Source organism: Pseudomyxococcus flavus (genome assembly GCF_050038885.1).
GTDB classification, from domain to species: domain Bacteria; phylum Myxococcota; class Myxococcia; order Myxococcales; family Myxococcaceae; genus Myxococcus; species Myxococcus flavus.
Genome location: NZ_CP143624.1, coordinates 4,213,384 through 4,240,128, shown reverse-complemented (window position 1 = coordinate 4,240,128; position 26,745 = coordinate 4,213,384). Strand labels below are relative to the sequence as shown.

Sequence of the window (26,745 nt, the reverse complement as noted above, 5' to 3'; positions counted from 1 at the left end):
AACCACATGCTACGGGCGGCGAAGGCCGCCCAGGGGGGGATGCCATGCTCAAGGTCAAGCAGAACCACTCGTTCCAGAACCCGAGGCGGCAGCAGATCGACGAGACCACGCAGGGCAAGACGAGCGACTACGCCCACGCGGTCGGCGGCGTGAACCAGATTCTCGACCGGGGCAACATCGGCATCTCCTCGCGCTCCCAGGCCAGCGTCATCGACAACGTGAAGAAGGTGGAGACGGGGGCACGCAGCGAGGTCAACGCCCACCAGCGCGAGGCGATGAACTTCGGCCGGGACGCCTTCCAGAGCGCCAGGCAGGGCAACTACAAGCAGGCGAGCGTGGAGGCCTTCGGCTCCGGCGTCAACGCGCTGGCCTCGGTGTACAAGTCCACCTACTCGGAGACGCCCAACGAGAAGAAGGGCATCGGTCCCTGGTGATGCGCCCCGTGAAGCCCCCACGCCCCATGCGTGGGATTGGGGGCTTCACGTCCAAGCAGTCCGGACGCCTTCTGGGAGACGCTGAAACAGGAGGGCCTGATTGCGCGCGACGCCCCGTGCCCTCCAAGGTCTGAGCGTCCGCGTCAGCGCGCGTGAAGCGCCTGGGTGGGGCATGCCACGGTGGCGGGCATGGCCCACAGCGCGTCGCCCCAGGTGTTGGAGTAGGCGCGGAAGAACACGGTGCTCCCCACCCGGGTGAAGGCCTCGGGCCGGGAGCTCCCCAGCGGAGCGAGGTCGGCGATGAGGCCCGTCCGCTCGGGCGTGCCGTCCGTCACCCAGGGCTCCAGCCCCGTGCCATCCTCGCTCGAGCTGAAGACCAGCGTCCCGGCGCCGGTGTCGAAGAGCGGCGAGGCCCGCTCATCGGACGTCGACAGCCCCCGGCTGAGCTCCCGCGTCCCGACCGCCGTGCCATCCGTCACCCACAGGCTGACCTCGCGAGGGGCGGGCCCCGGCGTACCGATGCCCACGGACAGGTAGAGCTTCCCGCCCGCGCGCACCGCCATCTGCACGAAGGGCCACGCGCCGGGCTCGCCCGCGTAGCGGTTGGGCAGCGTCGTCACCGTCTCCTTGCCACCGCCCGCGAGCGACACCCGGGACAGCCGCAGGGCCGCACCGTCATTGATGGCGGTGGCCAGGTAGACGTGCGCCCCCAGGGCGCCCAGCAGCCGATAGTCGCCGCCGAAAGACTCCAGGCGCACGGTGCCCTCCGGCGTCCCATCCGTCTTCCACACCTCGGTGATGGGCCCCGCGTCGCTCAAGGTGAAGACGCCCAGGCCCGTCTCGGTGTGTGCCGCGTCCGTTATCCAGACCTGCCCCGCGTCCAGGCGTTTGACGCGCGTGGTTCCCACGGCCGTTCCATCCGTGCGCCACAGCGACGTGCCATCCGCGGCGTTGCGCAGCGCGAACAAGCGCCTCCCCGCCACGGGAAGCGAATCCAGCGCCACCTCCTGCCCCGTGCCGAAGTCCGTGACCTGGGACGTGCCGGCCTCTGTCCCATCGGAGCGCCACAACGACAACCCGGGCGCCATGAGGGACCTCCGGAAGAAGGTCAACGCGGCTCCCGTCTGGGCGAAGGAGGACAGCACGGGGCTGGCGGCCCCCGGCTCCAGGTCCTCGACGAGCCGCGTGCCCGCTTCCGTCCCGTCACTGACCCACAGCTCCCGGCCGAACGGCGGGGCATCCACCATGAAGAAGATGCGGGTGCCCACCGGCGTGAGCTCGCCCAGCCCCTGGTAGCCCGGCCCCGACGCGGGGAACTCCTTCACCGGCACGGTGCCCGCGGACGTTCCATCACTGCGCCACAGGGTGGCGCGGTCGCCGTAGAGGTCCGACACGAAGTAGAGCGTGCCCTGCGCGTTCGTCAGCCAGTCCGGCACCGGCATGCTGGGGGACGGGAGCGGCGCGCCCGGAGGAAGGATGTCCTTCACCTTGTAGACGGCGCCCCCGGGAGCGCAGGCCAGAGCCTGGACGGCCTCGTCTCCGGTGGCGCTCACTTCCTCCAGGGCCCCGCCGCAGCCCAGACCGCCAAGCGTCACCAAGACACAACAGATTTTCACACGCACGTGCACTCCTCGCCGGCCCCGAAGCCCGGGGACAGTGGGAAGCCCGGCGGCGAGCGCCCAGTGCCCTGAAGGGCAATGCACTGGAGAAAACCCGACGCTTCCGTGCCCGCCGCCGGCACGCGCAACCGGCTACGGAACGGCGCTGGAGTCGCTGGTGAGGAAGAACCGGTCGATGGACACGTCCTTCTCGCGGTTCTTCACGCGGAAGGTGACGGTCCCCGGCTGGAGCGACAGCGTGTCCAGGTTGCGCAGCTTCACCCAGTGCCAGCCGGCGCCCACTGTCATGTCCTGCGCCACGAAGGCGCTCCCGTTGATGGACACGAAGAACGAGTTCTGGAGGCTGTCCGGAGCGATGAGGCGCACCCAGTAGTAGTGGACGCCCGAGGTGCTCACCTGCAGCGAGTACGTCAGCGTCTCCGCCGTCGCGGAGTCCCCGGCGGCGGCGTTGTAGTTCGCCGCCGTGGCATGGACGTATTGCCCGCCCGACGCGGCGCTCGAGGCGCGCTTCTCGAACACGTCATACCGCCCGCTGCCGGACTCCGCCTCGAAGTAGAGGGAGCAGCCCGAAGCGTCACAGCCCGTCGGCGGCGGAGGCGGCGGCGGTGGCGAGGTCGGGTTCTGCGTCGGGTCCGCCGGGATGGCCGTGGACGTGGTGCCGGGGCGCAGCGTCCACCCGAACGAGCCGCCCGCGTCCACCTTCGCGGCGGGGGTCCACTGGCACGAGCAGCCGCTGGTGGCGACCGCGCCGCCCACCTCGTTCTCCAGCGCCGTGAGGTTGTTGCCGGAGAAGCAGACGCCCGCGCTCTTGAACGGGTCGTTGTGCGCGACCCGGATGCGGCCATTCCCCAGCGTGTTGCCCATGACGTCGCATTCCTGGCAGCCGATGAGCACCGCGTCGCGGTGGCTCCCCGTCAGCGTGTTGTCACGGATGCAGATGTTCCGGGACACGTACGGCGGCGAAGCCGTCACCGCCGAGCGATATATCCACGACGACGTCGTGGACACCGGCTCGCCCGCGGAGATGGCCACCCAGCCCAGGCCGCCGCCAATCTGGTTGTCCTCCACCACCACGTTGACGGAGCCGCTCTTCACCGTGATGCCCGCGCCGCGTCCGGAGACCCAGCCCGTGTTGGTGATGACGTTGTTGCGGATGATGGAGTTGCCCACCGCCACGAAGTCGATGCCGTGCTCGTGCTCGCTTCCGGAGTCGCTCCCCCTGCTGAAGCCGGCGACCCGGTTGCCCTCCACGAAGATGCGGTTGCACTGGTGGACCTTGATGCCATCCAGCCGGCTGTTCTCCACCCTGTTGCCCTGGATGCGCACGTCCTCGCAGAGATTGGTGAACGCATTCGCGCTTCCGGACATGCGCACCTGGATGCCGTTGCTCCCGGCGTTGCGCACGTAGAAGCCGCGCACCGTCGTCCCGTCGCCGTTGCCGTTGACCTGGATGAGGGTGGAGGTCTCTCCCGCCTTCGGCTCGATGATGACGGGCCAGTCCGAGTGGTTCGGGTCGAACCCCGGGTTGACCGGCGTGGTGGCGTTCTTCATCGCCACCAGCGTGAGGGGCTTGTTGATGAGCAACGCCCCCCGATACGTGCCGGGAAGGACACGGATGGTGTCTCCCGACGCGGCCTGGGAAATGGCCGTGGCGATGCTGGTGGACCAGGAGGAGAGCCCCTCCGCCCGGGCCTGGTCGCCATCGTCATCCACCCAGTGCACGGCGGCGAGCGGCTGTGCTGTCGGGGCCGCGGGTCCAGGGTCCGCGCCTGGAGTCAGGACGTCCTCGCCACCCGGGCCACAGGCGGTCAGCAGGCAGAGTCCGAAGGCCGTCACCGAAGCGGAGAATGAAGTTCGTGTGTTCACGTGCGCCTCCTTCGAGAGGGAGAGAGCGGCTCGTCGACAGAGCCGGCGGGATGAGGCTCCTCGCCTGAAGCCAGACACCCACTCGCAAATCAATGAAAATACGCAAACACCACCAACTCAATTCTCCCTCCATACCTGTACCGCTATCGATTCAGCGAATGTGTATCGCTTTACCCATCCAAAGCGGCGCGAATGGTTCGCGCCAGACCCGGGGTGATGACGCAATGAATCGACTGTTACTGGGAGCCTCTTTGCTGTTGGGACTGGGAATGGGTTTCACCGCTGGCGCCAGGCCCGTGGACGAAACGAATGCGGCAGTGTGACTGCGGCTGCTGCGGGCACCGGCTGTGGCATCTGCGCTCCCGATGGGAAGTGCTGGTGCGGTTGTCCTCCGTAGTCGCACCCGGCACGTGCTTTCAGTGAAACCCGGGGATGGTGCATCATCCATGGCTTCCTCACCTGGAAGGAGCCGTCCATGAAGACCTCTCGCCTCATCACCTCACTGACCGCCTGCTTCTCCCTGTCCCTCATCGCCTGCGGCGGCGGTGACATCCCCATGGACGCGCCCGAGGGCGAGGCGCCGGTCAGCGTCGAGCAGGACCTGGGCTACCCGCCGCACTGCCCGAACAACGACCTCATCTACTGGTTCGAGAATGTGCAGGGCTGTATGCCGCAGTGCGGCACGACGCGTAAGCCCGGCCAGCCGGCGGTCCAGTACGCGGCGTGTCAGTCCAGCATGTCGAGCACCCGCACGCTCATCAACGTCCGGCACTGCATCCCCGGCTGCAACCCGCTCGAGTAGGCGCCGCGTCCAGTCCATACAAAGCGCAGCGCCTCCAACGGCACACGTCAGACCCGCGGCATGAAATGGCCGCCCGGATGAAGCCCGGCAGGGAAAAGGGAAGCACCTTTTCCCTGCCGGCGCGTCGGATGGAACGTCGGGGGCCTGGAACGTGGAAACATCTGGACGTCGCTTGGGAATGGCGGTGGTCGTCGGTGGCAGCATGGCGGGGCTGCTGAGCGCCCGCGTGCTCGCGGACCACTTCGAGAAGGTCCTCGTCCTGGAGCGGGACTCGCTCCCCGAAGCGCCCACGGCGCGCAGGTGCGTCCCCCAGGGGACCCATGTCCATGTCATGCTGGACGCGGGCCACCGCCTCCTGGAGCGCTTCTTCCCAGGCCTCCTCCAGGAGCTCCAGGCCCAGGGGGCCGGGCTCATCGACTCGAGCCGAGACGTCGCGTGGCACCACTTCGGCGTCTGGAAGACGCGCGACACCAGCGGCCTTCCGCTGCTGGTCTGCACCCGCCCCTTCCTGGAGTGGAGCGTGCTGCGCCGCGTGCGGGCGCTGCCCAACGTCGAGGTCCGTGAAGGCTGCTCCGTGGAAGGGCTGCTCACGGACGCGTCCCGCTCGCGCGTCACGGGGGTGCGGCTGCGCACCGCCGGTGGCGAAGCGCCGCTGGAGGCCGCGCTGGTCGTGGAGGCCACGGGCCGGGGCTCGCGCGCGCCCCAGTGGCTGGAAGCCATGGGCCTGGAGCGCCCCGAGGAGGAGCAGGTTCACGTCGACCTGGCCTATACCACCCGCCTCTACGAGCCCCCCGCGCGCTTCCAGGGCGAGTGGAAGGTCCTCATGCAGTACCCGTGTCCTCCGGCGAGCTGGCGCTCCGGCTTCATCTCGAGCGTGGAGGGGGGCCGCTGGATTGTCACCCTCAATGGCTACTTCGGAGACCACCCGCCCACGGAGGACGAAGGCTTCCTCGCGTTCGCCCGGTCGCTGCGCCAGCCGGACCTCCATGCCTATCTGCGCGAGGCCCGGCCGCTGGGGCCCCTCACCACGCACAAGGTGAAGGACACACGGTGGCGGCACTACGAGCGCCTCGCGCGCTTCCCGGAGCACTGGGCCATCGTCGGTGACGCCGTGTGCGCCTTCAACCCCGTCTTCGGTCAGGGCATGTCCGTGGCGGCCCGGGGCGCGGCGCTGCTCGACGACTGCCTGCACGAGCAGGCCCGACGCGCGCCAGGGACACTCGAAGGCGTGGCCCGGCGCTTCCGGAAGCGGCTGCCCGACATCATCCGCCTGCCCTGGTTCATGGGCACCAGCCTGGACCTGCAGTATCCCCAGGCACTGGGCCGGCGCTGGCCCGGCCTGGGGGTGGTGCAGTGGTACATCCGGCGGCTGATGGAGCGGACCTCCCGGGACGCCGCCGTCCACCATCAGTTCAACCGCGTGCTCCATCTCCAGACGGGGCTGGGCGCCGTCCTCCAGCCAACGGTGGCCGTGCCGGTGCTCGCGGACGGCGTCCGTGCGCTCTTCGTGCCCCTGGGCGAGCGGGCCAACACGGACCGCCGCCCGGAGCCCCGACCGTCACGGCCTCCCTGACGTGGCGCGGACCTCGCCGCGCCTCAGTGCACGCGACGGGCGAGCCGCTCGGCGAAGAAGTCGAACATGCGCGCGTCGGTGAGCGTGCGGCCCAATGGCTGGCAGTGGAAGTTCGCGCCATCCTCCCGCCTGAAGCGGGCCAGCGCCTTCTCGCCCGGAAGCGCGTGGTAGAGCGCCTGGGATTGGCCGGGCCAGAACTGCTCGTCATCCGGGTCGGTGATGAGCAGCGGCGTGGTGATGCGGTCCACGACGTCGCGCAGGTGGTAGCGCCCCACCTCCGTGAAGGTGTCGAAGGGCGTCCGCATGCCATAGGGGCGGCTGCGGAAGGCCAGCACCCGCGCCAGCACCGGGTCCGCGTCCGCCTGGCGCATGGCCTCGTTGAACGCCTCACGGTCTCCGGCGCGCAGCAACGCGACCAGCTCCGGCGGCAGGTTCGACGTCCACGACGTGGAGACGTCCATGACGCCCGGGTCCGCCACCGCGGCGACGAAGCGGTGCTCGAAGGCCAGCGCCCGCGGCAGCCAGAAGCCGCCCTGGCTGATGCCATAGGCCAGCAGGGCCCGGGCATCCACGTCCGCGCGGGACACCAGGACGTCCACCACCGGCGTGAGCACCGCCTCCCAGTCGGGCCGGAAGGGAATGCCTCGCTCGAACAGCATGGACTGCTGCCCGGGCCCGTCATAGACGAAGGCGTTGTAGCCGCGCCGCAGCGCGCCCGCGACGCCCGAGCCCCAGAGCGCCGTGAGTGAACCGTCGCTGCCATTCGTCAGCACCAGCGTGGGCCGGGCCGCGCCGGTGGCGTCGGGCCGGAGCAGGTATCCCGGGAGCGTGCCTCCCTCATAGGGGACCTCCAGCCGCAGGAAGCAGCCCCCTGAATGGTCGACGACCGCCTCCCAGCACTTGCGGTGCAGCGAGAATGTCGGTGTCAGGACGCGCGGGTCCGCCATGCCCGTGGTGAAGACCAGGGCCCGCGAATAGGCCTCTGACGCGGCCAGGTAGGCCCACCGCGCGCGCTCCACCTGCTCCGTGGCGAGGCTCGCCTCCGCCTGCGCGCGCAGGCGCTCACCCCGGGCGTGCCAGGCGCGGAACCAGCCGTCCGCGCTGCCATCCTCGATGGCCGCCAGCGTTACCCACACCTGGCCAACATCCCCCACACCCTGCGCCGCGAGCCCGAGCGCGAGCCGTGCCTCGAAGTCGAAGTCCGGGTCCCCGAAGAAGCGCTCGGGCACGCCCGGCTCGGCGCCGGTGCGAATCGTCGGTGCCTCGCGCATGGCGTCCTCCCCCCTCGCGCGAAAGGTCATGCCGGCGCGGCCGGATTCAAGCAGCCAGCCCTGCGGCCCGAAGCCCGGCGCGAGGGACCGCCCCAGAGCGCGACAGACCCGAGGGCAGGACCTCGCACCCCATCCAGGCTTTGACGGTGCGCACGTCAGCGCCTAAGATGTGAAACTGATTCTCAATTTCAAAATCACCCTCCTTTCCCGCGACCACCGTGAGTTCATCCGACAGGCGTCCCTTTCCCCTCTTCGCGCTGCTTTCCGTCATCGTCGTGCTGGCCGTCCTGTGGGTGGGCGTGAGGTTCCAGCGTCCGACCTCCGCCGAGCCCTCGGCAGCGCCCGCCTCGCAGGCCGCCGCGGAGGGCCGCACCGTCACGCATGGCCAGGGCACCACCGTGGTGCCGCTGAAGCCGCAGCGGGTGGTGGTGTTCGACCTGGTGGCCCTGGACATCCTCAACGCCCTGGAGGTGGACGTCTACGCCGTCGCCGGCAACATGTTCCCCCAGCACCTGGCGAAGTTCGGTGACGCGAAGTACCCGCGCATGGGCACCCTGTTCGAGCCCGACTACGAGGCGCTCCAGGCGGCGAAGCCAGACCTCATCATCACCGGGGGCCGCTCCAGCGCGAAGTACCCGAACCTCTCCCGCATCGCGCCCACTGTCGACGTGCCGATGAGCGGCAAGGACTACCTCGCCTCGGTGATTGCCAACACGGAGCTGCTGGCCGGCATCTTCGGCAAGGAGGAGAAGGCGCGCGAGCTGACCGAGGCGCTGCGCAAGTCGGTGGCGGAGCTCCAGCAGGTGACGGCCGCGCGCGGCAAGGGCCTGGTCGTGCTCGTCACCGGCGGGCGCATGAGCGCCTACGGCCCGGGCTCGCGCTTCGGCGTCATCCACGGCGACTTCGGCGTCCCCGAGGCCGCCGAGGGCCTGAACATCTCCCTGCACGGCGAGTCCATCAGCGCGGAGTTCATCCGCGAGAAGAACCCGGACTGGCTGTTCGTCATCGACCGCGACGCCGCCACGGGCCAGAAGGAAGGCAACGCCCGGCAGGTGCTGGACAACGAGCTGGTGCGGCAGACCACGGCCTGGCGGAAGGGGCAGGTCGTCTACCTGGACCCGGCGACCATCTACCTCACGGGTGGAGGCATCCACTCCGTCAAGCTGCTGCGCGACCAGGTCGCCAGCGCCTACGCCCAGGCCCCGTAGCCACGCCCTGCCGTGAAGCGCGCATTCCTCGCGGCCACCGTCCTCGTCACGCTGGCGGTGGTCAGCCTCCTCATCGGCGCCAGCGACGTGTCCTGGAGCGCCCTCTTCGCGCCCCAGCCGGATGACCGTGCCCTCCAGGTGCTGGTCATCAGCCGGCTGCCGCGCCTGTTCGCCCTCATGCTGGCGGGCACGTCCCTGGGCGTCGCCGGCCTCATCATGCAGATGATTGCCCGCAACCGCTTCGTGGAGCCCACGACGGCGGGCACCGCGGAGTCCGCGAGCCTGGGGCTGCTGACCGCCACCCTCGTGGCCCCCGCCCTGCCCGTGCTCGGGAAGATGCTGGTGGCCACCACCTTCGCCGTGGCGGGGACCGCGCTGTTCCTCCTCGTCCTGCGGCGGATTCCGCTGCCCTCGGCGCTCATCGTCCCGGTGGTGGGGCTGATTCTGGGGGGCATCATCGACTCGGCGACGACCTTCTTCGCCTACCGGTTCGACCTGCTCCAGTCCGTCAACGCCTGGACCACGGGCGACTTCTCCACCGTCCTTCGCGGCCGCTACGAGCTGCTATGGGTGACGCTGGGCCTCACCTGCGCCGCCTACGCCGCCGCGGACCGCTTCACCGTGGCCGGCATGGGCGAGGCATTCACCACCAACCTGGGGCTGAACTACCCGCGCATCGTGGCGCTCGGGCTCGTCATCGTCGCCCTGGTCACCGCCATGGTCGTGGTCACCGTGGGCATGATTCCCTTCCTGGGCCTGATTGTCCCCAACCTCGTCAGCATGGTCCTGGGCGACAACGCGCGGCGCTCCATCCCCTGGGTCGCGGTGAGTGGCGCCGCCTTCATCCTGCTGTGCGACATCGTGGGCCGCGTGGTGCGGCACCCGTACGAGATTCCCGGCGGCACCATCGCCGGCGTCATCGGCAGCGTGCTCTTCCTGTACCTCCTGCTGAAGCGAGGCGCCCGTGTCGGCTAGCGCCACGTCCACCAGCCCCGTGCGGCCCCTGCTCGTCCTCTGCGGGCTGACCCTGGCCTGCGTGGCCCTGTTCATGCTCGTCGAGGTGAATGGCCCGTGGGACTTCGTGCTGGCCTTCCGGGGGAAGAAGGTCGCCACCGCGCTGCTGGTGGGCTACGCCGTCGCGGTCTCCACGGTGCTCTTCCAGACGGTGACGGGCAACCGCGTGCTGACGCCCGCCATCATGGGGTTCGACTACCTCTACGTGCTCATCCAGACGTGCCTGGTCTTCCTGCTGGGCTCCACCGCGGTGGCGGGCCTGGACCCCTGGCTCCTCTTCGGCGCGGAGGTCGTCATCATGGTGGCCTTCTCCGCGCTGCTGCACGGCTGGCTCTTCGGCGTGGCCCGCGGCAACGTCCACCTGCTGCTGCTCACGGGCGTGGTGATGGGCGTGCTCTTCCGCAGCCTGTCGGCGTTCCTCCAGCGCATCATCGACCCCAACGAGTTCGTCTTCCTCCAGGACCGCTTCTTCGCGAGCTTCAACGACCCCGAGCACGAGCTGCTGCTCCTCTCCACGGTGGTGACGCTGGGCGTCTCCGTGCTGGGCCTGCGGCTCCTGCGCGCCTGCGACGTCCTGGTGCTGGGCCGCGAGGCCGCCATCAACCTGGGCGTGGACTACACGAAGACGGTGTCATGGGTGCTGGCGCTGGTGGCCATCCTCGTCGCCGTGTCCACCGCGATGGTGGGGCCGGTGACGTTCCTCGGCCTGCTGGTGGCCAACCTCACCTACTCCGTGATGCGGACGTACAAGCACGCCTTCGTCCTGCCCGCCGCCGCGCTCGTGGCCGCCATCGCCCTGGTGGCCGGCCAGCTCATCCTGGAGCGCGTCTTCCGCCTGGACACCAACCCCCGGGTCATCATCGAGTTCGTGGGCGGGGGCGTGTTCATCGCGATGCTGATGAGAAAGGCCACGAGATGATTGAAGCGAACAACGTCACCAAGCGCTACGGAGAGACGGTGGTGGTGGCGGGCGTCACCTTGCGGCTGCCCGTGGGCGGAATCACCTCCATCATCGGGCCGAACGGCGCGGGCAAGTCCACCCTGCTGTCGATGATGAGCCGGGTGCTCCCCATGTCCTCGGGCACCGTGCAGGTGGATGGGCTGGACGTCACCACCACGCCCGGAGACGTGCTCGCGCGGCGGCTGGCCATCCTCCGGCAGGACAACACCCTCTCCGCGCGGCTGACGGTCCGCGAGCTGGTGACGTTCGGCCGCTACCCCCACTCCAAGGGCCGGCCCACCGTGCAGGACCGCGAGCACGTGGAGCGGGCGATTGAGCACATGGGGCTGAGCGCGCTCGCCGACCGCTTCCTGGACGAGCTGTCCGGAGGCCAGCGCCAGCGCGCCTTCGTGGCCATGGTGCTCTGCCAGGACACGGACTACGTGCTGCTGGACGAGCCGCTCAACGGCCTGGACCTGAAGTACGCGGTGTCCATGATGAAGCGGCTCCGGCACGCCGCCAACGCGCTCGGCAAGAGCTTCGTGCTGGTGCTGCACGACATCAACTTCGCCTCCTGCTACTCCGACCACATCGTGGCCATGCGCGAGGGCCAGGTGGCGTTCCAGGGCCGCGCGGAGGACATCATGCGGCCCGACGTCCTGCGCGCCATCTACGAGCTCGACATCTCCGTCCAGCAGATTGACGGTGACTGGATTGCCACACACTACCGATGACACCGCGGCACACCGCGCCACGCCCGGATGCAAGGGGTTTCCACGAGCAGGCTGTAAAGACTTCAGAGAATCACGCGCGCCGTTCCCTCGAAGACAGAAAACAACTCACTCTCAATAATTAATCACAGACACTTGCACCGCCTTCCGGGGCTGTGCCACATTCCACCGCGCTGGCCAACGCGGCAGCGAACAGCAACACGCCCACACTTCAACCCAGGAGTTCGCCATGAAGAAGGCTCTGTACTCTTTGGCTGTGCTGATGCGGTTTGCTCGCGCGGACAAGCTCTCCGCCCCGTATATCTATTACTAGTCAACAACCGTCAGGCAATGCGCCCTGACGGTTGGGTCGGATGACCCGGTCGACGCGGGTGGAGCACACGGTTTGCTCCACCTGCCCCGTTTCCGTCCCCTGCATCTCCTCTCAGGAATCTGCCATGCCGCAGGTGCGCCTTCCCCCGGGGCCCAAGGGCCACTTCATCGCTGGCAACCTGGTGGAGTTCTCGGAAGACCCGCTGGGCTTCCTCACCCGCTGCGCCCGGGAGTACGGCGACGTGGTGCGTCTGGGAAAGCGGAACTTCCTCCTCAACGCGCCGGACCTCATCGAGAGGGTATTGGTCAACGGCGACGGCAACTTCGTGAAGCTCGCGGGTGTGGGGCAAGGCAAGCGTCACAAAGGTGGCTTTCCCGAGGCGATGATGAACAGCGAGGGCGAGGACTGGCTGCGCAAGCGGCGCTTCGTCCAGCCCGCGTTCCATCGCAAGCACGTGGCCGCGTGCGGGGACACGGTGGTGTCCCTCACGGAGCGGATGCTCCAGGCCTGGCACCCCGGACATGCGCGTGACGTGCACGCGGACGTGTCCGCGCTGGCGCTCGACATCGTCAGCCGCTTCCTCTTCCACACGCCCATCGACGACGAGGCCCGGCACGTCGCCGCCGCCGTGGACGCCGTCATGCGGCACACCGACAGCCCGCTGCGGCCCCCCATCTGGGTCCCCACGCCCACCAACCTCCGCCTGCGGCGGGCCCTGAACCAGCTCAACGCGCTGCTCGCGACGCTGGTGCGCCGCTACCGGGAGCAGCCGGAGTCGCGCACGGACCTGCTCGCCCTGCTGCTGTCCGCGCCGGAGCCCCTCTCCGAGGCCCAGCTGCGCGACGAGCTGGCGACGATGATCATGTCCGGACACGAGACGACGGCGGACGCGCTCGTGTGGGCCTGGTACCTGCTGGCCCAGCACCCGGAGGCCGAGGCCCGGCTGGTGGACGAGCTGGACACGGTGCTCGGCGGCCGGCGTCCCGGGGCCGAGGACCTTGGGCGCCTGCGCTACACGGAGGCCGTGGTGAAGGAGGCCATGCGCCTGTATTCGCCGGCCTGGATTACCAGCCGGGAGGCCCTGCGCGACTGCGAGCTCGGCGGGTTCCACGTGCCCGCGGGCACCATGCTGGCGGTGAGCCAGTGGGTCACCCACCGCGACGCGCGCTACTTCGACGCGCCCGAGTCCTTCCGCCCGGAGCGCTGGCTGTCCGAGGACATCCAGCGCATGCACCGGTATGTCTACTTCCCGTTTGGAGGCGGCCCCCGGTTCTGCATCGGCTCGGCGCTGGCCATGATGGAGACGGTGCTCATCACCGCGTGCGTGGTGCGGCGGTTCCGGCTGGAGCTGGCGCCGGGCTGCGTGGTGCGGCCCCGGCCCGCCCTGGCGCTCCAGCCGCTCGGCGTCCGGCTGATTCCCAGGCCCCGCGCCCACAAGGGACAGGACAGGGAGGTGCGGCATGTCGCAAGTGCCTGAAGGGGGCGATGTCCGGCGCGCGTTCTTCCATTCGGCGTACATGCTGGGCGCGCCCTGGGACATCGGGCGGCCCCAGCGGGCCTTCGTCGAGCTGTGGGAGGCCGGGGAGATTGCCGGCGAGGTGCTCGATGTGGGGTGCGGCTTCGCGGAGAACGCCCTCTTCCTCGCGGCCCAGGGGCTGCGGGTGTGCGGTGTGGACATGATGGAGCCGGCCATCTCCCGGGCTCGCGAGGCGGCCTACGCCCGGGGGCTCGCGGTGGACCTGCGCGTGGGCAACGCCCTGGCGCTGGCCACGCTGGGACGGCGCTTCGACACCGTCATCGACTCGGCGCTGCTGCACGTCTTCGAGCCCGGAGACCGGTCCGCCTTCGCCGCCAGCATCGCGAGCGTGCTCCGCCCAGGCGGGCGCTACCACGCGCTGTACTTCCGGGAGGGCCCACGCGCCGTTTCCCCGGAGGCCCTCCGCGCCGCCTTTGGCGAGGGCTGGCGCGTGCAGGCCATCCGGGAGGCGCACTACGAGCAGACGGACCCGCAGGGGGCGCAGGCCTGGCTCGCCACGCTCGAGCGGGTGACGACGGAGGCCGAGGCGCTCACGCCGCGTCCGCGCCCTCCATCAGGAAGTCGATGACCGCGCGCACGGCGGGGAGCTGCCCCCGGCGGTGCGGCGTCAGAATCGTCGTCGTCACCATCCCCGCCGTCCAGCCCGGCAGCACGCGCACCAGGCGCCCTGCCTCCACGTCCGCGCGCACGAGCGTCTCTGGCATGCAGACGATGCCCAGCCCTGCGATGGCCGCCTTCAACAGCACGATGGACTCGTCGGCAATCATGCGCGCGCGCGGCACCACCAAGGCGGCTTCACCGCTCCGGCCGCGCAGCTTCCAGGTGGTGGCCGTGGCGCTGGTCGGCAAGCCGTCATGCTCGCTCAGGTCCTCGGGATGGCGAGGCTTGCCGTGCTCGGCCAGGTAGCCCGGTGACGCCACCAGGATGATGGACTCCACCGCCAGCCGCCGCTGCACGAGGCCCGAGGCAGGCAGGGGCGCGAAGTGGCTGCGCACGGCGATGTCGAACCCCTCCTGCACCACGTCCACGAAGCGGTCCGTCGCGTGAAGCTCGACGCGGAGCTTGGGGTAGGTTCGCGCCAGCAGCGGCAGGCGCTCGGCGAGCCGGAACTGCGCCGTGGGCACCGCGGTGGTGATTTTCACCACGCCGCTGGGCTCCACCTGCCGGCGGCGGACCACGTTCTCCGCGGCCTCTGCTTCAATCACCGCCGCGCGGGCATGGTCGTAGAAGTCCCGCCCCACGTCCGTCAGCGTGAAGCTCCGTGACGTGCGCTGAATCAGCCGGGCGCCGAGCCCGTCCTCCAGCTCGGCCACCCGCTTGCTGACCGTGGACTTGGGGATGCGCAGCCGCCGCGCCGCCGCGGCGAAGCCACCGCTCTCCACCGCCTGGACGAAGATATGGAGGTCATTGAGGTTCAAGGCCCGCCTCATCGTCCACGGGTGTGGACCTTGCGTTCACGTTCCGCTGTCTACACGGCGCACGTTCCCCCGGCCATCTTGTCCGCATCGAAGGCATCGCGCCTTCGGGTTTCGACAGGAGAATCTCCATGGAACTGCCTACCCTCTTCTACGGCGTCCCCTCTGGCTGCTCGTTCGGCTCCATCGTCGCGCTGGAATGGCTGGGCCAGCCCTACCGGCTGTGCCGCATCGTCATGCCCGAGGAGGTCACCACCGAGACCTACCGCCGCATCAACCCCGTCGAGGAGACGCCCACCCTGATGACCGACAAGGGCGCGCTCATCAGCGAGAGCATGGCCATCCTCAACCACCTGGGTGCGCGGGGCGTGGACAAGGGCCTGGGGTTCGCCCAGGGCACCCCGGGCTTCGACCGCCTGAACCAGATGCTCGGCTACCTGAACACCACGTTCTTCAGCGCCTTCGGGTCGCTCTGGTACGCCATCGAACACGACTCGATGCCGGAGGCCGAGAAGCAGGTCCTGCGCGCGTATGGCGCGCGCAGGGTCATCACCGCGCACCAGAAGCTCGAGACGCTGCTGGACAACAAGCCGTGGCTCCTGGGCGAACAGCGCACCCTGGCGGATGCCTACTTCATCGGCATCGCCCGGTGGACCCAGTACCACGACGTGCTGAACCGCCGCGACTATCCGGGGCTCCAGGCCCTGTTCGAGCGGCTGGAGGCCGACCCCGCCGTACAGTTCGCCCACGCCATCGAGAAGGGCGAGACGCCCCGCGGCAGCGGCGCCTTCCAGGGACACGTCCGACTGGAGGATGTCCTCCAGCGGCTGGCGGCCTGAGGCACGCAACACCGCGGCGGGCGGCGCATCCCCGCCCGCCGCGGCGCCTCAGGGCCGCGGCACCTGCAGGTGCTTGCGCACGTAATCAATGAAGACGCGGAGCTTCGGCAGCGCCTGATGGCGGCTGGGGAAGTAGAGGAAGAAACCGGGAGTGCCCGGGCAGTACGACGCCAGGACGCGCTCGAGTCGGCCCGCGCGCACGTGCTCCACGGCGAGCGGCTCGGCCGCGTAGGCCAGCCCCAGGCCCTTCACGGCCGCGGACAGGTTGAGCGCGGAGTCGTTGACGATGACGCGCCCCTGGACGGCCATCTCCAGCGGCTGTCCCTTCCGCATGAACTGCCAGCGGTACAACGCGCCATCCCCCGAACGGTAGTTGATGCAGGTATGCGCGCGCAGGTCCTCGGGTTTCCTGGGACGCCCGTGCCGCTCGAAGTAGGCCGGAGCGCCAAAGACGGCGAAGCCAAAGGCGGGCGTCAGACGGACGGTCACCATGTCTGCGTCCACGGCCTCGCCCATCCTCACGCCCGCGTCGAAGCCCTCCTCGATGATGCGGCTCATGTGGTCCGCCGCATGGACTTCCACCTGCACGTCCGGATGCGCGGCGCAGAAGCCCTCGAGGATGGGCTCGATGACGAAGGGAATGACGGCGCGGGGCACGTTGAGGCGGAGCAGGCCGCTGGCCTTGTCCCCCAGCGAGCGCGCCGAGTCGAAGGCCGCGAGCAGCTCGTCGACCGCGGGCGCGGCGCGCTCGAGGAATCGCTTCCCGGCCTCGGTGAGCCCCACGCTGCGCGTCGTCCGCGACAGCAGCGGCACGCCCGCGCGGGCCTCCAGGCTCCGCACAATCTGACTCACGGCGGAAGGAGAAAGGCCCAGCTCCGCCGCCGCGGCGCGGAAGCTTCGCAGCCGCGCGACGCTCAGCAGCGTCATCACCCCGTCGAGCTGGTCTCGCTTCATTGTGAAGCTGGAGCGCATGCCTCGTGCCGACTAACGCGGATTATCCGCACAGTCCAGCGCTGCTACTCGTGGAGCCCTCAACGGGACTCGCCCTGGGAGGCTGGAATGACGACGAAGGACACCATGCGGTTCGAGCGGAGGACCTTGCTGACGGCGGCACTGGGGAGCACCGCGGTGCTCGCCGCGGACGTCGCGTGCGGCTCGCCCGTGGGCGTGCCCTCGGTGACCAACCGAAGACGCTTCGAGAACAAGGTCGTGCTGGTGACGGGTGCCACGTCGGGCATTGGCCGCGCGGCGGCCATCGCCTTCGCCGCCGAAGGAGGCAAGGTGGCCTTCTGCGGCCGGCGGGAGCACCTGGGCCAGGAGGTGCAACAGCGCATCCGCCAGTCGGGCGGAGAGGCCACCTACTACCGGGTCGACGTGCGCAACCCCAGCGAGGTGAAGGACTTCGTGGACGCGGTCGTCGGGCAGTACGGGGGCCTGCATGTCGCGTTCAACAACGCGGGCATCAGCATGGCGAAGGGGCTCCACGAGGTGTCCATGGAGGAGTGGAACGACCTCATGGACACCAACGTGCGCGGCGTGTTCGCGGCGATGCATGCACAAATCCCCCACATGCTGAGCGGGGGTGGCGGCTCGATTGTGGTGACCTCGTCCGTGCAGGCGCTCGCCACGCGAAAGGGCAGCTCGGCCTACACCGCGAGCAAGCGCGCCCTGGTGGGTATCGTCCAGGCCGCCGCGCTGGAGTACGGCACCCTGGGCATCCGGGTGAACGCCCTCTGCCCGGGCACCATCGACACGCCCCTGGTCCGGCGACAGCTCGGCGTGGAACATCTCCCCGAGGAGGAAGTCCAGGCGCTCGCCGCCGAGTGGGCGCGTGCGAACGTCCACGGGCTCCAGCGCATCGGCACCGCGGAGGAGACCGCCCAGGCGGCGCTGATGCTCGCCTCGGACGACCACCCCTACCTGACGGGCTCCACCTTCGTCATCGACGGCGCGATGACCGTGGCGCTATAGGCACACGCCGGGCGCCCTGAATCGAGCGCCGGCCGCCACCGCGTCACCTCGATGCTGGCCGAGGTGACGCCCCGGGCCCCGTCGCGGGAGCGCGCTTCTTCACGCCTCGCCCGCGACCTCGCACAGCCGCGCCTCCAGGAAGCGCCGCTCCGGCGCGGTCCGGACCTGCGCCAGGGCCCGCCGGTACGCCTCCGCGGCCTCGGCCTTCCGGCCCAGACGCCGGAGCAGGTCCGCGCGCGCGGCGGGCAGCAGGTGGTAGCCCGCCAGCAGCCCGGAGGACTCCAGGTCGTCCACCAGCGCGAGGCCGTGCTCGGGCCCGCGCGCCATGGCCACGGCGGCGGCGTGGTTGAGCGCCACCACCGGGCCCGGCGTCAGGACGGACAGCCGCTCATACAGCGCGGCAATCTGCGCCCAGTCCGTGTCCTCCGCGCGTGGCGCCTGGGCGTGCAGCGCGGCGATGGCCGCCTGGACGGTGTACGTGCCCCGGGCCCCCATGGCGAGCGCGGCGTCCAGCTCGGAGAGTCCCTCCGCCAGCTGCTCGCGGTCCCAGAGCGCGCGGTCCTGCCGGTCCAGCAGCACCAGCCCACCATCCGCCGCGACCCGCGCCCGGCGGCGTGCATGGTGGAGCAACATCAGGGCTCGCAGCGAGGCCACCTCCGGCTCCTCCGGAAGCAGCGAGCGCGCCAGCCGGGCCATCCGCAGGGCCTCTTCACAGAGGTCCACCCGCAGCAGCGAGGGCCCATCCGTGGCCGCATAGCCTTCCGAGAAGACGAGGTAGAGCGTGTGCAGCACGCCCGCGGTGCGCTCCGCCAGCGCATCCGGCTCCGGAACGACATAGGGAATGCGCGCGGCGCGAATCTTCCGCTGCGCCCGCACCAGTCGCTGGGCCAGGGTGGCCGGCGAGACGAGGAAGGCGCGCGCGATTTCCTCCGTCGTCAGCCCACACAGACAGCGCAGCGCGAGCGCCACCTGTGCCTCGCTCGACAAGGCAGGGTGGCAGCAGGTGAAGAGCAGCCGCAGCGAGTCGTCGGGCACCGACTGCCATTCCGTACCGTCCGGAGGCGGTGCCAGCGCCTGTTCGATGCGCGCCACCGCCTCCACTTCGCCCACGCGAGTCCCCAGCCGCGTGTTGCGCCGCACGCGGTCCACCGCCTTGTTGCGTGCCGCGCGCATCACCCAGGCAGCCGGCTCGCGCGGCATGCCCTCGCGTGGCCACTGCGTCAACGCGGCGGTGAAGGCCTCCTGCACCACCTCCTCCGCCGCGCCGAAGTCGCCGTCCAGCACGCGGATGAGCGTGGCCACGATGCGCCCGTAGTTTTCACGGTGCACCCGTTCGAGAATGGAGGCAGGGTCCGTCATCACGCGCGTGGCCAGCCCGGCCGGCGGTCAGCCCTGGGGCGGGGAGAACTCTCGCACCGGCCGTACCTCGATACAGCCACTGCGCGCGGTCGGAATGCGGGAGGCGATGCCGATGGCCTCGTCGAGGTCCCGCGCCTCCACCAGGTAGAAGCCGCCCAGCTGCTCGCGCGTCTCGGCGAAGGGGCCGTCCGTCGTCAGGCGCTTGCCATCGCGGATGCGCACCGTCGTGGCCGCCGCCGTGGGCTCCAGCTCCTCGCCCGCGATGAAGTTGCCATTCTTCTGAAGGGCCTCGGTGAAGGTGGCGTGCTCCCCCATCACCCGCTGGAGCTCGGCCTCGGGCAGCGACTCGAAGGCCTTCTCGTTCTCATAGATCATCAACAGGTACTTCATGGGTCGTTCCTCACGGCAGCGGGGAGAAGAGCCTCCCTGCTTCCGTGGTCGAACGGAACCCCCAGGAATCGACCGACATTTTCCCGGGGATTTCTTCCCGATTACCAGCCGCAGTTCCGTGAGCGACCTGCTCGTCCTGCTGAATGACGCGGCCACCGGGACGACGCGGCCGCTCGTGGACCAACGGCTGACCGAGGTCGTGCCCTACGACCTGAAGATGGAGTCCGCAGGGAGCCAGCACCTGGCGGATGGCCGCTACCGCGCCACCGCGCGGATGCCAGCGTCGGCACACACGCGTCGGCACGGGCACCAGGGACGTGGCGGCTTCACAGATGGCATCACCAAGCCCCTCCTCACCGTGAACCAGCGTCCCGCAAATATCGGCGTCGCTCCCTGCCTCCGTCGCGTCTCAGCGGAGCGGACCGAGAGCCGCTGGGAGTTGGAACAACCTCGAGCACATTTCCTGAGTCAGCGAAGACCCCACGACTCCGATGAGACTCGAAACGCTGGGTTCAAAATTCGGTTGGTCCTGTGTGTCCGATATCGCGGTCCCGGGGTCTTTTTCCAGCATTCCAATTCAATTCCGAGAATGCACTTCGAGGGCTCACCATGTTCAAGTTTCACTCCGTTGCTCTTCTGGCTGGCATCTCCCTGCTGGGCTCCGCGTGTGGTGCCCCTGAGACCGAGACACAGGACACGCAGCAGGTCACCTTCGAGGAGTTCCGCGCCAGCGCCTACCAGGAGCCCGAGTCCGGTGGCTTCGTGGTCGACGGCGACATCTTCCTGCCGACGGAGTCGGAGCTGCGCGAGTTCTACGAGCAGGCCGTCAGCGGCATCGGCACCCAGCGGGGCGAGCTGGCCGTGTATTACAGCGGCGGCCGGGACATCAAATGGAGCGCCAGCCAGGCGCTCAACCTCACGTACTGCGTGAGCACCAAGTTCGGTAACAACTACACGCGCGTGGTCAACGCGATGAAGAGCGCCGCCGCGGAGTGGGAAGCGGCCGCCAACGTGAAGTTCGTCCACGTCAGCTCCCAGGACTCGAACTGCACCAACCGCAACAACAACGTCGTGTTCGACGTGAACCAGACCAAGACGGCCCAGTACCTGGCGCGCGCCTTCTTCCCCAACAGCACCCGCCGCAACGCCAACGTCCTCATCTCGACGACGTCGTTCCAGAACATCGCGCCCTGGACGCTGGAGGGCGTGCTCCGCCACGAGCTGGGCCACGTGCTGGGCTTCCGCCACGAGCACACCCGCCTCACCACCACCGGCTGCTACGAGGACAACGCGTGGCGCGCGCTGACGCCGTATGACGCCAGCTCCGTCATGCACTACCCGCAGTGCAGCGGCACCCAGACGGGCGACCTGGTGCTGACCAGCAGCGACCGCAGCGGCGCCCGCACGCTGTACCCGTAATCCGCGCCGCAGACTGATGCACCGGTGGGCCACTGCCTTCGCGGCGGTGGCCCACTGTTGTTTTGGGAGCCCCCCTCCAGGGCCCCACCGCTGTCGGCTCCCGGGCACGCAGTGCTGACGGGAGCGCGCCCTCGCAGACAGGTCCGACGCGGTCCACCCGGCGCGGGAGGCGGCCCCGGTTGGCTGCTCGACATCCGGCGCGAGGCCCATCGCAAAACCCTGGCCGGCGTCCGCTCCAGATGCCCTGAATGCGTCGCCCCATCCTTGCATGGCGCTCGCGGCCGGTGGGGACCGCTCGCGTCCCGCCGCGGGGAGCAGGCACCGCGCCCCGGAGGACGGCGACCGGCCGGGCCGTCCTCCATGGCAGCTGACCTTGCCTCCGGCCATCGAGGAGTCGCCATGAAGTACACGCACCTGGGCCGCTCGGGACTCTCCGTCAGCCGGCTCTGCCTCGGCACGATGAACTTCGGCTGGACGGCCGAGGAGCCGGAGTCCCACGCCATCATGGATGCCGCGCTCGACCACGGCATCAACTTCTTCGACACCGCCAACGTCTACGGCTTCGGAGAGAACAAGGGGCGCACCGAGCAGGTCATCGGCAACTGGTTCGCGAAAGGAGGCCAGCGGCGTGAGCGCACCGTGCTCGCGACCAAGCTCTACGGCCCCATGGGCGAGTGGCCCAACGAGAGCAAGCTGTCCGCGCTCAACATCCGCCGCGCGCTGGACGCCAGTCTGAAGCGGCTGCGCACGGACTACATCGACCTGTATCAGTTCCATCACATCGACCGCGCCACGCCCTGGGAGGAAATCTGGCAGGCCATGGAGGTGGCCGTCGCCCAGGGCAAGGTGCTCTACGTCGGCAGCAGCAACTTCGCGGGCTGGCACATCGCCCAGGCCCAGGCCGCGGCGGCACGGCGCAACTTCATGGGCCTGGTCAGCGAGCAATCGCTCTACAACCTGATGGCCCGCACCGTGGAGCTGGAGGTGATTCCCTCCGCGCAGTTCCACGGCGTGGGCATCCTCCCCTGGTCTCCGCTCCATGGCGGATTCCTGGGCGGCGTGCTCCGCAAGGAACGGGAGGGCAAGCGCCGCCTGGAGGGGCGCGCCAAGGAAGCCCTCCAGAAGCACCGCGACCGCATCGAGCGCTACGAGGCCCTCGCCGACGAGCTGGGGCATGCGCCCGGGGATATCGCGCTGGCGTGGCTGCTCCACCAGCCCGCCGTCACCGCCCCCATCATTGGACCTCGAACGTCCGAGCAGCTCGACGCCGCCGTCCGCGCGCTCGACGTCACCCTGGACACCAAGACACTGTCACGACTGGATGACATCTTCCCGGGCCACAAGCCCGCGCCAGAGGACTACGCCTGGTGACGCATCGGGCGAGACATAAAACGCCACAAATCACTCTCATCCAGTTGGAAAAGACACCCAACCCTCGCGGGCACCCTCTATTGACGACAGGGAATTCCTCTCATATTCCCTGCCGCCATGGCCTCCAGTGATTCACTGACGTCAGGCCATCTCCCGAGCGCGCTCGGGAGCCCCCGCGGTGTCCCCCAACCGAAGAGAGGTCCTCATGAAGTCGATGGCCGGAATTGTCGTCATGGCGCTGGTGGTGCTGACGTCCTGCGGGCCCCTGCCCGCCGAGGAGCAGGTCCAGGGAGGCAACGAGGTCACCTCCGAGGACCACTTCCAGACGCAGGAGTCCGCGCTGACCGGAGACTGTACGGTCAGCATCCAGTGCGCGAATGGCACGTCGAGGTCGTGCGCCGGAACGGGGTTCGCGTGCTCCGCCAGCGGCGCCAACAATGGCACGGTGACGTGCAACGGCATCTCCTCGTCCTGCTCGCCCATCCTCGAGCCCGTCTGCAGCTGCCGCGCGGACGGCTGCTGCAACTCGCGGTGCCTCACCCGAGACCCTGACTGCTTCCTCACGCCCGAGGACCCGACGCCGCACCTGCCGTAAGCGCTGAACGCCGGGTGCGGGCCCCCCCAGGGCCGCACCCGAGCCTCCGTTGCTCCGCCGAGCCACTCGACCGGAGACGCGCTGCCCCGCGCGGCGCCAGCGGCCTCAGTCGAAGCCCGGGCGCGTGTTGTACTCCGCGTGGACGCGCTCGTAGGTCGCCCAGAAGTTGGGCGAAGGCCGCCCTTCCAGGCGGTCCACGAGGAGGTCCAGGTGCGTGTGCCAGCCGCCCGCCACGCTGCGCCGGGTGTCCCGGCCGTCGAGACGCACGTGGGTGACGGTCAGCAGGACACCGTCTTCACGCTCGGTCAGCTCGAAGCGGACCTCCGACGGGTCGCCGTGATTCTCGGCCCACGTATAGGCAAACAGGTGGGGGGGCTCGCACGCCGTCACGCGGCCCTCGTTGACATGCGCCCGCGCCATGTCCTCGTGTCGCGGCGGCGGCGCGCCGGCCTCCTCCGACAGCTCGGCGTGTCGGAACTCCAGGGCCACCTTGCCGCCCACCTTCGTCTCGGTGGGCCCGCCCGCGAGCCACAGCCGGCGCTTCTCCGGTTCGGTGAGATAGGTCCAGACCCGCTCGATGGGCCCGGGCAGCAGCCGCTCGATTCGGACCGTGTCGGCTGACAGCAACCAGCCGTGGGAATCACGTTTCATGGAAGCCTCTGTGGGGGGAGTCGGTACAAGGGGCGTGCTCAGCCCAGGTGACGCGCATCCTCGGGGAAGTGGTCCGGAACGAGCGCGAGCTGGATGCCATGCTCGAGCCAGGCCTTGGCCCCCGCCAGCACCAGGTTGAAGCCCTCCGTGCTACCCAGCGCGCGCGCGACGACAGCTTTGTCATCCCCTCGAAAGCCAGACTCGACGACGCGGACATAGGTGCGCTCCGGCGACAGCGCGGTGAAGGTCCACTCCGCGGTGGTCATCTCCCCCGTGTCACCCCACTCGATGCGCAGCCGCGCCCCAGGCTCGAAGTCCAGCACCTTCACGTTCGCCGACACGCCGTACCAGTCCCAGAACCACTGCGCCGTGCCGCCGGGCCGCAGGGGCTCGCTCCCCCGGCTGAACCAGAACTTCGTGGTGATGGCGGGGTCCACGAACGCCGCGAAGACCTCCGCCGCGGGACGTCGAATCATCATCGTGGCCTTGGCGACCGGCGCGCCCTGCATGTCCTGCGTCGAGCTCATGTCCGCGTCTCTCCCCGGGCGCGCCGAGGCCCAAGCCCCTCACGCCCGATATTCATCCAGTTGGTTGAACTTTGACCATCACCGGTCGACTGTCAACCAAATGGTGAAGCATCGCCGACACCGCGGCAGCGCGTTCGCCGGTGACGCCCCCTCTGTCTTTCAACGGATGACGCGAAAGGCAGGCGGGTCGATGCGCGTGGAGCGGCACTCCGGGCACGCTCCGGGCCGCGTGAAGCGCCTGCGTTCCTTGAAGGTGAAGCCGCACGCCAGGCAGGTGGCGGGCAACACCTCCAGTCGGGCGCCCTGGGCCTTGAGGGACTTCTCCAGGTGCTCCAGGTGCCCCGCGACGTCCTTCTCGGAGATGCCCACCAGGGCGGAGAGGTCCTTAGACGTCAGGCCGCTCTCCGGGGCGGACGCCAGCGCCGCCTCCAGCGCGCCGCGCACGGTACTGCCGCGCGCTGGAGGAACGGGGGTGCTCACGCGCCAATCGCCCCCGGGTCCGTCGCCAGCTCACCGCCCAGGTGCATGCCCGTCTGGCACCGGTAGTCCGTCACCAGCGAGGCGAGGATGGTGGACACGCCCACCACCACATGGATTGCAGCCGCCACCGGATGGCGCTTCGCATACCCCAGGACGAAGGGCGCGAGGATGGAGGCCGCGCCAAACGCATGGTCCGCGATTTCGTGCGCTTCGATGGGAATGAGCTTTGTCAGGCTCAGGCGATAGTCGGTCAGCAATGACACACCCAGGATGGTGGCCCCCAGGGCCACGCCGGCGGACTTTGCCACGGGGTCTCCCGACAGCACACCCGCCACCACCGAGGCCGTCCCACCCTTGTAGTCCATGAGGGAGTGCAGGTCCTGGGGCACCCACCGCCGCAAGGGCAGGCGTCCCAGGAGCGGGCGGGACATGATTCCCGCGGCGGCGCTCCGGTCCATGGCGCGGTGGATGCCTCGCCGCACGCGCCCCTCCACGGGGGCCGGCGGTGGAACGAGTCGGGGGGTGGACGGACTCTGGGTCTGCGGTTCAGCCATATGGCGCTCCTTCCGGTCATCCCGTCGTGAAGTCGCCACTACGGTAGGCACGCGGACCGTGACGCATGGCGATACGCCCCTTGCCTGCCCGGGCACCGGGGGTAGGAACCCTGTCCACCTGATGTTTCCCAAGCAGCAAGCAACCAGGGGGGCTTCCACTTGGCGGCCCGCCCCGGGCAGACTAGAGGCCGCAGCAAAGCCCTTCAGTTTCTGAGAGGGCGATATCCGCGGCCCCAGCCGCTTTGGAACGAGAGAACGCGATTCATGGCAACCGGTACCGTCAAGTGGTTCAACGATGCGAAGGGCTTTGGGTTCATCGTGCAGGACGGCGGCGGTGAGGACGTGTTCGTCCATCACAGCGCCATCAACATGGATGGCTTCCGCACCCTGCAGGAAGGCCAGAAGGTGGAGTTCGACGTAGGCCGCGGCCCCAAGGGTCTGCAGGCGCAGAACGTTCGCGCGACCTGAACGGCGGTCCGGCGAAGCCACGAAAGCCCGGTCTCGCGCACTGGCGGGTCCGGGCTTTCTCTTTGACACACACCATGCGCCTGCCCCGCTTTCCCCGAGTCATTGGCTTCGATGACGGCCCTTTCGCGCGCCGCCCTGGCGCCGCCGTGCCCCTGGCCGGCGTCGTGTGCGGAGGCACGCGCTTCGAAGGGCTCGTCTGGGGACGCGTGCGCCGGGATGGCTGGAATGCCACCCAGGAGGTGTGCCGGCTGCTGGAGGGCGGCAAGTTCCTGCCGCAGCTCCACCTGGTGCTGCTGGATGGCATTGCCTTTGGCGGCTTCAACGTCGTGGACCTGCCCCTGCTGGCCCAGCGGTTGAAGCGCCCCTGCGTGGCGGTGATGCGACGGCCACCGGACCTGGACGCCGTCGAGCGCGCGCTGCGGCGCCTGCCCCGGGCGGGGGCCCGCTGGGCGAAGCTGAAGCGCGCGGGCCCCGTCCACCAGCTGGGAGGCTTCACCTTCCAGGTCCAGGGCGCCGAGCCCGCCTGGGTGGCCCAGGCGCTGGCCCTGGTGACGGACCGGGGCCACGTCCCCGAGGCGCTCAGGCTGGCGCACCTCATCGGCTCGGCCGTCGTCACGGGCGAGAGCAGCCAGCGCGCCTGAACCCTCCCATGGGGTTTCATGTGGCAGCGCAGGATTGCGCTGTCAGCACATGCTGGTGCCAGCGTGGGGGAATCTTCCACCGGCGTCAGACAAACCAGACACGCACGTGCCCCCATCCGGCCCTGAACCTGCCCTGGGGGGCCGCATGGAACCCCGTTTGTTTTTATGTTAATCTTTGTCCTCGCGAGGAGGGCGCACGCATGTTCGAAGTCAGCAATGACAAGAATCGCCGTACCGTCACCGTGCGGTTGAGTGGGTTCGTCAGGCCGAACGAGATGCGGGACTTCGCGAACCGGTACCGTCTCGAGACGGATTCCTATGGGGGAGGACGCCACCTGGTGCTCGCCGACATGCGTGGGCTCAGGACGCTGGAGCCGGAGTCCGCGGCCCTCTTCGGCGAGGTGGTGGCCTACGGCCGGCAGATGGGCTGCGTGATGTGCGCGCATGTCTCGGACTCCACCATCGCCCGGCTGCAGACGGCGCGCGTGGCCTCCGCGGCGGCGGCGGACAACGACATCACCTTGGACTGCGTGTCGCTGGAGGAGGCACACGCTCAGCTCGCCAAGGCGCGCTCACGCTACTTCCTCGGCGCCTCTCCGGATGGCGCCGTGGAGCACGCGGCGCGCTGACCCACGCGCATCAGCGGCAGTGACGGGTGGCCTTGAGGGCCACGGCGCGGACGCGCACGTTCCAGGTGCGCGCGTATCGGCGAGGGCAGAGCGTGCCGCGTGGCTTGAGGCGCCACGGCGTAGGCGCA

General features: G+C 69.4%; 29 protein-coding genes. 18 read left to right on the top strand and 11 right to left on the bottom strand.

All coding sequences use genetic code 11. The features are described 5' to 3' along the window. The first annotated feature begins 44 nt into the window (after nt 1-44). On the top strand, nt 45-434 hold the full coding sequence (locus VZL07_RS17845; RefSeq protein ID WP_426756762.1) for a hypothetical protein: 390 nt from the start codon (nt 45-47) through the stop codon (nt 432-434). A 143-nt stretch (nt 435-577) separates the two neighbouring features. On the opposite strand, the gene VZL07_RS17840 is transcribed toward VZL07_RS17845, so the two are convergent. Together VZL07_RS17840 and VZL07_RS17835 are read right to left on the bottom strand one after the other, a co-directional pair. After that, nucleotides 578-2,050 carry a hypothetical protein gene (locus VZL07_RS17840; RefSeq protein ID WP_426756761.1) on the bottom strand — a complete coding sequence of 491 codons (1,473 nt, stop codon included), beginning with the start codon at nt 2,048-2,050 and terminating at the stop codon, nt 578-580. 135 nt (nt 2,051-2,185) lie between these two features. Then, on the bottom strand, nt 2,186-3,919 hold the full coding sequence (locus VZL07_RS17835) for a right-handed parallel beta-helix repeat-containing protein (RefSeq protein WP_426756760.1): 1,734 nt from the start codon (nt 3,917-3,919) through the stop codon (nt 2,186-2,188). A 475-nt stretch (nt 3,920-4,394) separates the two neighbouring features. Between VZL07_RS17835 and VZL07_RS17830 the strand changes: the two genes are divergently transcribed. Together VZL07_RS17830 and VZL07_RS17825 are read left to right on the top strand one after the other, a co-directional pair. Continuing rightward, nucleotides 4,395-4,721: a hypothetical protein gene (locus tag VZL07_RS17830; protein WP_426756759.1), complete on the top strand. Its 327-nt coding sequence runs from the start codon at nt 4,395-4,397 to the stop codon at nt 4,719-4,721. A gap of 178 nt (nt 4,722-4,899) precedes the next feature. Further along, the gene (locus VZL07_RS17825; RefSeq protein ID WP_426756758.1) at nt 4,900-6,294 is read left to right on the top strand and encodes an NAD(P)/FAD-dependent oxidoreductase; all 1,395 of its coding nucleotides are present in this window, start codon (nt 4,900-4,902) and stop codon (nt 6,292-6,294) included. Nucleotides 6,295-6,317: 23 nt separating this feature from the next. Here the strand turns inward: VZL07_RS17825 and VZL07_RS17820 are convergent, their stop codons facing one another. After that, nucleotides 6,318-7,565, bottom strand: coding sequence for an alpha/beta hydrolase family protein (locus VZL07_RS17820; RefSeq protein WP_426756757.1), 1,248 nt, complete (start codon nt 7,563-7,565; stop codon nt 6,318-6,320). Nucleotides 7,566-7,783: 218 nt separating this feature from the next. Here VZL07_RS17820 and VZL07_RS17815 point away from each other — a divergent pair, with 218 nt between their 5' ends. The 7 genes from VZL07_RS17815 (at nt 7,784) to VZL07_RS17785 (ending at nt 13,876) form a co-directional block, all read left to right on the top strand. Then, the gene (locus tag VZL07_RS17815; RefSeq protein ID WP_426756756.1) at nt 7,784-8,773 is read left to right on the top strand and encodes a siderophore ABC transporter substrate-binding protein; all 990 of its coding nucleotides are present in this window, start codon (nt 7,784-7,786) and stop codon (nt 8,771-8,773) included. 12 nt (nt 8,774-8,785) lie between these two features. Then, a complete protein-coding gene (locus VZL07_RS17810; protein WP_426756755.1) occupies nt 8,786-9,748 on the top strand; it encodes an ABC transporter permease in 963 nt (320 codons plus the stop codon). Beyond that, the gene (locus VZL07_RS17805; RefSeq protein WP_426756754.1) at nt 9,738-10,706 is read left to right on the top strand and encodes an iron chelate uptake ABC transporter family permease subunit; all 969 of its coding nucleotides are present in this window, start codon (nt 9,738-9,740) and stop codon (nt 10,704-10,706) included. The genes VZL07_RS17810 and VZL07_RS17805 overlap by 11 nt, the downstream gene beginning before the upstream one ends. Continuing rightward, nucleotides 10,703-11,461: an ABC transporter ATP-binding protein gene (locus VZL07_RS17800; RefSeq protein ID WP_426756752.1), complete on the top strand. Its 759-nt coding sequence runs from the start codon at nt 10,703-10,705 to the stop codon at nt 11,459-11,461. The genes VZL07_RS17805 and VZL07_RS17800 overlap by 4 nt, the downstream gene beginning before the upstream one ends. Before the next feature lie 226 nt (nt 11,462-11,687). Beyond that, entirely contained in the window at nt 11,688-11,771 is an 84-nt protein-coding gene (locus VZL07_RS17795; RefSeq protein WP_225888965.1) for a cittilin family RiPP precursor, read from the top strand. Between the two features lie 124 nt (nt 11,772-11,895). Then, entirely contained in the window at nt 11,896-13,248 is a 1,353-nt protein-coding gene (locus VZL07_RS17790) for a cytochrome P450 (RefSeq protein WP_426756751.1), read from the top strand. Next, the gene (locus VZL07_RS17785) at nt 13,232-13,876 is read left to right on the top strand and encodes a class I SAM-dependent methyltransferase (protein ID WP_426756749.1); all 645 of its coding nucleotides are present in this window, start codon (nt 13,232-13,234) and stop codon (nt 13,874-13,876) included. Before VZL07_RS17790 ends, VZL07_RS17785 begins: the two co-directional genes overlap by 17 nt. Here VZL07_RS17785 and VZL07_RS17780 read toward each other — a convergent pair. Next, nucleotides 13,839-14,726, bottom strand: a complete 888-nt coding sequence (locus tag VZL07_RS17780; RefSeq protein WP_426756748.1) for a LysR substrate-binding domain-containing protein — start codon at nt 14,724-14,726, stop codon at nt 13,839-13,841. The genes VZL07_RS17785 and VZL07_RS17780 overlap by 38 nt on opposite strands. 128 nt (nt 14,727-14,854) lie before the next feature. Here VZL07_RS17780 and VZL07_RS17775 point away from each other — a divergent pair, with 128 nt between their 5' ends. After that, nucleotides 14,855-15,562 (top strand): glutathione S-transferase family protein, encoded by a 708-nt coding sequence (locus VZL07_RS17775; RefSeq protein ID WP_426756747.1) that lies wholly within the window; start codon nt 14,855-14,857, stop codon nt 15,560-15,562. A gap of 48 nt (nt 15,563-15,610) precedes the next feature. Here the strand turns inward: VZL07_RS17775 and VZL07_RS17770 are convergent, their stop codons facing one another. Then, nucleotides 15,611-16,534: a LysR family transcriptional regulator gene (locus tag VZL07_RS17770; protein WP_426756746.1), complete on the bottom strand. Its 924-nt coding sequence runs from the start codon at nt 16,532-16,534 to the stop codon at nt 15,611-15,613. Between the two features lie 87 nt (nt 16,535-16,621). Between VZL07_RS17770 and VZL07_RS17765 the strand changes: the two genes are divergently transcribed. Next, on the top strand, nt 16,622-17,533 hold the full coding sequence (locus VZL07_RS17765; protein WP_426756745.1) for an SDR family NAD(P)-dependent oxidoreductase: 912 nt from the start codon (nt 16,622-16,624) through the stop codon (nt 17,531-17,533). 99 nt (nt 17,534-17,632) lie between these two features. On the opposite strand, the gene VZL07_RS17760 is transcribed toward VZL07_RS17765, so the two are convergent. Together VZL07_RS17760 and VZL07_RS17755 are read right to left on the bottom strand one after the other, a co-directional pair. Further along, nucleotides 17,633-18,892 carry an RNA polymerase sigma factor gene (locus VZL07_RS17760; protein WP_426756744.1) on the bottom strand — a complete coding sequence of 420 codons (1,260 nt, stop codon included), beginning with the start codon at nt 18,890-18,892 and terminating at the stop codon, nt 17,633-17,635. A gap of 27 nt (nt 18,893-18,919) precedes the next feature. Then, nucleotides 18,920-19,282 (bottom strand): YciI family protein, encoded by a 363-nt coding sequence (locus VZL07_RS17755; RefSeq protein ID WP_426756743.1) that lies wholly within the window; start codon nt 19,280-19,282, stop codon nt 18,920-18,922. Between the two features lie 609 nt (nt 19,283-19,891). On the opposite strand from VZL07_RS17755, the gene VZL07_RS17750 reads away from it, so the two are divergent. From VZL07_RS17750 to VZL07_RS17740, 3 genes are all read left to right on the top strand, one after another. Beyond that, on the top strand, nt 19,892-20,701 hold the full coding sequence (locus VZL07_RS17750) for a M57 family metalloprotease (protein ID WP_426756742.1): 810 nt from the start codon (nt 19,892-19,894) through the stop codon (nt 20,699-20,701). Nucleotides 20,702-21,100: 399 nt separating this feature from the next. Beyond that, nucleotides 21,101-22,072, top strand: coding sequence for an aldo/keto reductase (locus VZL07_RS17745; protein WP_426756740.1), 972 nt, complete (start codon nt 21,101-21,103; stop codon nt 22,070-22,072). 205 nt (nt 22,073-22,277) lie between these two features. Beyond that, nucleotides 22,278-22,667, top strand: coding sequence for a hypothetical protein (locus VZL07_RS17740; protein ID WP_426756739.1), 390 nt, complete (start codon nt 22,278-22,280; stop codon nt 22,665-22,667). Between the two features lie 105 nt (nt 22,668-22,772). On the opposite strand, the gene VZL07_RS17735 is transcribed toward VZL07_RS17740, so the two are convergent. From VZL07_RS17735 to VZL07_RS17720, 4 genes are all read right to left on the bottom strand, one after another. Continuing rightward, the gene (locus VZL07_RS17735) at nt 22,773-23,318 is read right to left on the bottom strand and encodes an SRPBCC family protein (protein WP_426756738.1); all 546 of its coding nucleotides are present in this window, start codon (nt 23,316-23,318) and stop codon (nt 22,773-22,775) included. 38 nt (nt 23,319-23,356) lie between these two features. Continuing rightward, the gene (locus VZL07_RS17730; RefSeq protein WP_426756737.1) at nt 23,357-23,845 is read right to left on the bottom strand and encodes an SRPBCC family protein; all 489 of its coding nucleotides are present in this window, start codon (nt 23,843-23,845) and stop codon (nt 23,357-23,359) included. 159 nt (nt 23,846-24,004) lie between these two features. Then, nucleotides 24,005-24,325 carry a transcriptional regulator gene (locus VZL07_RS17725; RefSeq protein WP_426756736.1) on the bottom strand — a complete coding sequence of 107 codons (321 nt, stop codon included), beginning with the start codon at nt 24,323-24,325 and terminating at the stop codon, nt 24,005-24,007. Then, nucleotides 24,322-24,879, bottom strand: a complete 558-nt coding sequence (locus VZL07_RS17720) for an SPW repeat domain-containing protein (RefSeq protein ID WP_426756735.1) — start codon at nt 24,877-24,879, stop codon at nt 24,322-24,324. The genes VZL07_RS17725 and VZL07_RS17720 overlap by 4 nt, the downstream gene beginning before the upstream one ends. A 264-nt stretch (nt 24,880-25,143) precedes the next feature. Between VZL07_RS17720 and VZL07_RS17715 the strand changes: the two genes are divergently transcribed. The 3 genes from VZL07_RS17715 to VZL07_RS17705 all read left to right on the top strand — a co-directional run bounded on the left by VZL07_RS17715 (nt 25,144) and on the right by VZL07_RS17705 (nt 26,617). Further along, the gene (locus VZL07_RS17715) at nt 25,144-25,347 is read left to right on the top strand and encodes a cold-shock protein (protein ID WP_426756734.1); all 204 of its coding nucleotides are present in this window, start codon (nt 25,144-25,146) and stop codon (nt 25,345-25,347) included. Between the two features lie 74 nt (nt 25,348-25,421). Beyond that, nucleotides 25,422-25,988: a DUF99 family protein gene (locus VZL07_RS17710; RefSeq protein ID WP_426756733.1), complete on the top strand. Its 567-nt coding sequence runs from the start codon at nt 25,422-25,424 to the stop codon at nt 25,986-25,988. Between the two features lie 200 nt (nt 25,989-26,188). Then, nucleotides 26,189-26,617 carry a hypothetical protein gene (locus VZL07_RS17705; RefSeq protein WP_426756732.1) on the top strand — a complete coding sequence of 143 codons (429 nt, stop codon included), beginning with the start codon at nt 26,189-26,191 and terminating at the stop codon, nt 26,615-26,617. Nucleotides 26,618-26,745: the final 128 nt, after the last annotated feature.

What these genes read in the sequence shown, in the direction of transcription:
- VZL07_RS17845 (WP_426756762.1), top strand. Translation starts at nt 45, where the DNA reads ATGCTCAAGGTCAAGCAGAACCACTCGTTCCAGAACCCGAGGCGGCAG.
- VZL07_RS17830 (WP_426756759.1), top strand. Translation starts at nt 4,395, where the DNA reads ATGAAGACCTCTCGCCTCATCACCTCACTGACCGCCTGCTTCTCCCTG.
- VZL07_RS17825 (WP_426756758.1), top strand. Translation starts at nt 4,900, where the DNA reads ATGGCGGTGGTCGTCGGTGGCAGCATGGCGGGGCTGCTGAGCGCCCGC.
- VZL07_RS17820 (WP_426756757.1), bottom strand. Translation starts at nt 7,565, where the DNA reads ATGCGCGAGGCACCGACGATTCGCACCGGCGCCGAGCCGGGCGTGCCC.
- VZL07_RS17800 (WP_426756752.1), top strand. Translation starts at nt 10,703, where the DNA reads ATGATTGAAGCGAACAACGTCACCAAGCGCTACGGAGAGACGGTGGTG.
- VZL07_RS17795 (WP_225888965.1), top strand. Translation starts at nt 11,688, where the DNA reads ATGAAGAAGGCTCTGTACTCTTTGGCTGTGCTGATGCGGTTTGCTCGC.
- VZL07_RS17790 (WP_426756751.1), top strand. Translation starts at nt 11,896, where the DNA reads ATGCCGCAGGTGCGCCTTCCCCCGGGGCCCAAGGGCCACTTCATCGCT.
- VZL07_RS17785 (WP_426756749.1), top strand. Translation starts at nt 13,232, where the DNA reads ATGTCGCAAGTGCCTGAAGGGGGCGATGTCCGGCGCGCGTTCTTCCAT.
- VZL07_RS17775 (WP_426756747.1), top strand. Translation starts at nt 14,855, where the DNA reads ATGGAACTGCCTACCCTCTTCTACGGCGTCCCCTCTGGCTGCTCGTTC.
- VZL07_RS17770 (WP_426756746.1), bottom strand. Translation starts at nt 16,534, where the DNA reads ATGCGCTCCAGCTTCACAATGAAGCGAGACCAGCTCGACGGGGTGATG.
- VZL07_RS17765 (WP_426756745.1), top strand. Translation starts at nt 16,622, where the DNA reads ATGACGACGAAGGACACCATGCGGTTCGAGCGGAGGACCTTGCTGACG.
- VZL07_RS17760 (WP_426756744.1), bottom strand. Translation starts at nt 18,892, where the DNA reads ATGACGGACCCTGCCTCCATTCTCGAACGGGTGCACCGTGAAAACTAC.
- VZL07_RS17755 (WP_426756743.1), bottom strand. Translation starts at nt 19,282, where the DNA reads ATGAAGTACCTGTTGATGATCTATGAGAACGAGAAGGCCTTCGAGTCG.
- VZL07_RS17750 (WP_426756742.1), top strand. Translation starts at nt 19,892, where the DNA reads ATGTTCAAGTTTCACTCCGTTGCTCTTCTGGCTGGCATCTCCCTGCTG.
- VZL07_RS17745 (WP_426756740.1), top strand. Translation starts at nt 21,101, where the DNA reads ATGAAGTACACGCACCTGGGCCGCTCGGGACTCTCCGTCAGCCGGCTC.
- VZL07_RS17740 (WP_426756739.1), top strand. Translation starts at nt 22,278, where the DNA reads ATGAAGTCGATGGCCGGAATTGTCGTCATGGCGCTGGTGGTGCTGACG.
- VZL07_RS17735 (WP_426756738.1), bottom strand. Translation starts at nt 23,318, where the DNA reads ATGAAACGTGATTCCCACGGCTGGTTGCTGTCAGCCGACACGGTCCGA.
- VZL07_RS17730 (WP_426756737.1), bottom strand. Translation starts at nt 23,845, where the DNA reads ATGAGCTCGACGCAGGACATGCAGGGCGCGCCGGTCGCCAAGGCCACG.
- VZL07_RS17720 (WP_426756735.1), bottom strand. Translation starts at nt 24,879, where the DNA reads ATGGCTGAACCGCAGACCCAGAGTCCGTCCACCCCCCGACTCGTTCCA.
- VZL07_RS17715 (WP_426756734.1), top strand. Translation starts at nt 25,144, where the DNA reads ATGGCAACCGGTACCGTCAAGTGGTTCAACGATGCGAAGGGCTTTGGG.
- VZL07_RS17710 (WP_426756733.1), top strand. Translation starts at nt 25,422, where the DNA reads ATGCGCCTGCCCCGCTTTCCCCGAGTCATTGGCTTCGATGACGGCCCT.
- VZL07_RS17705 (WP_426756732.1), top strand. Translation starts at nt 26,189, where the DNA reads ATGTTCGAAGTCAGCAATGACAAGAATCGCCGTACCGTCACCGTGCGG.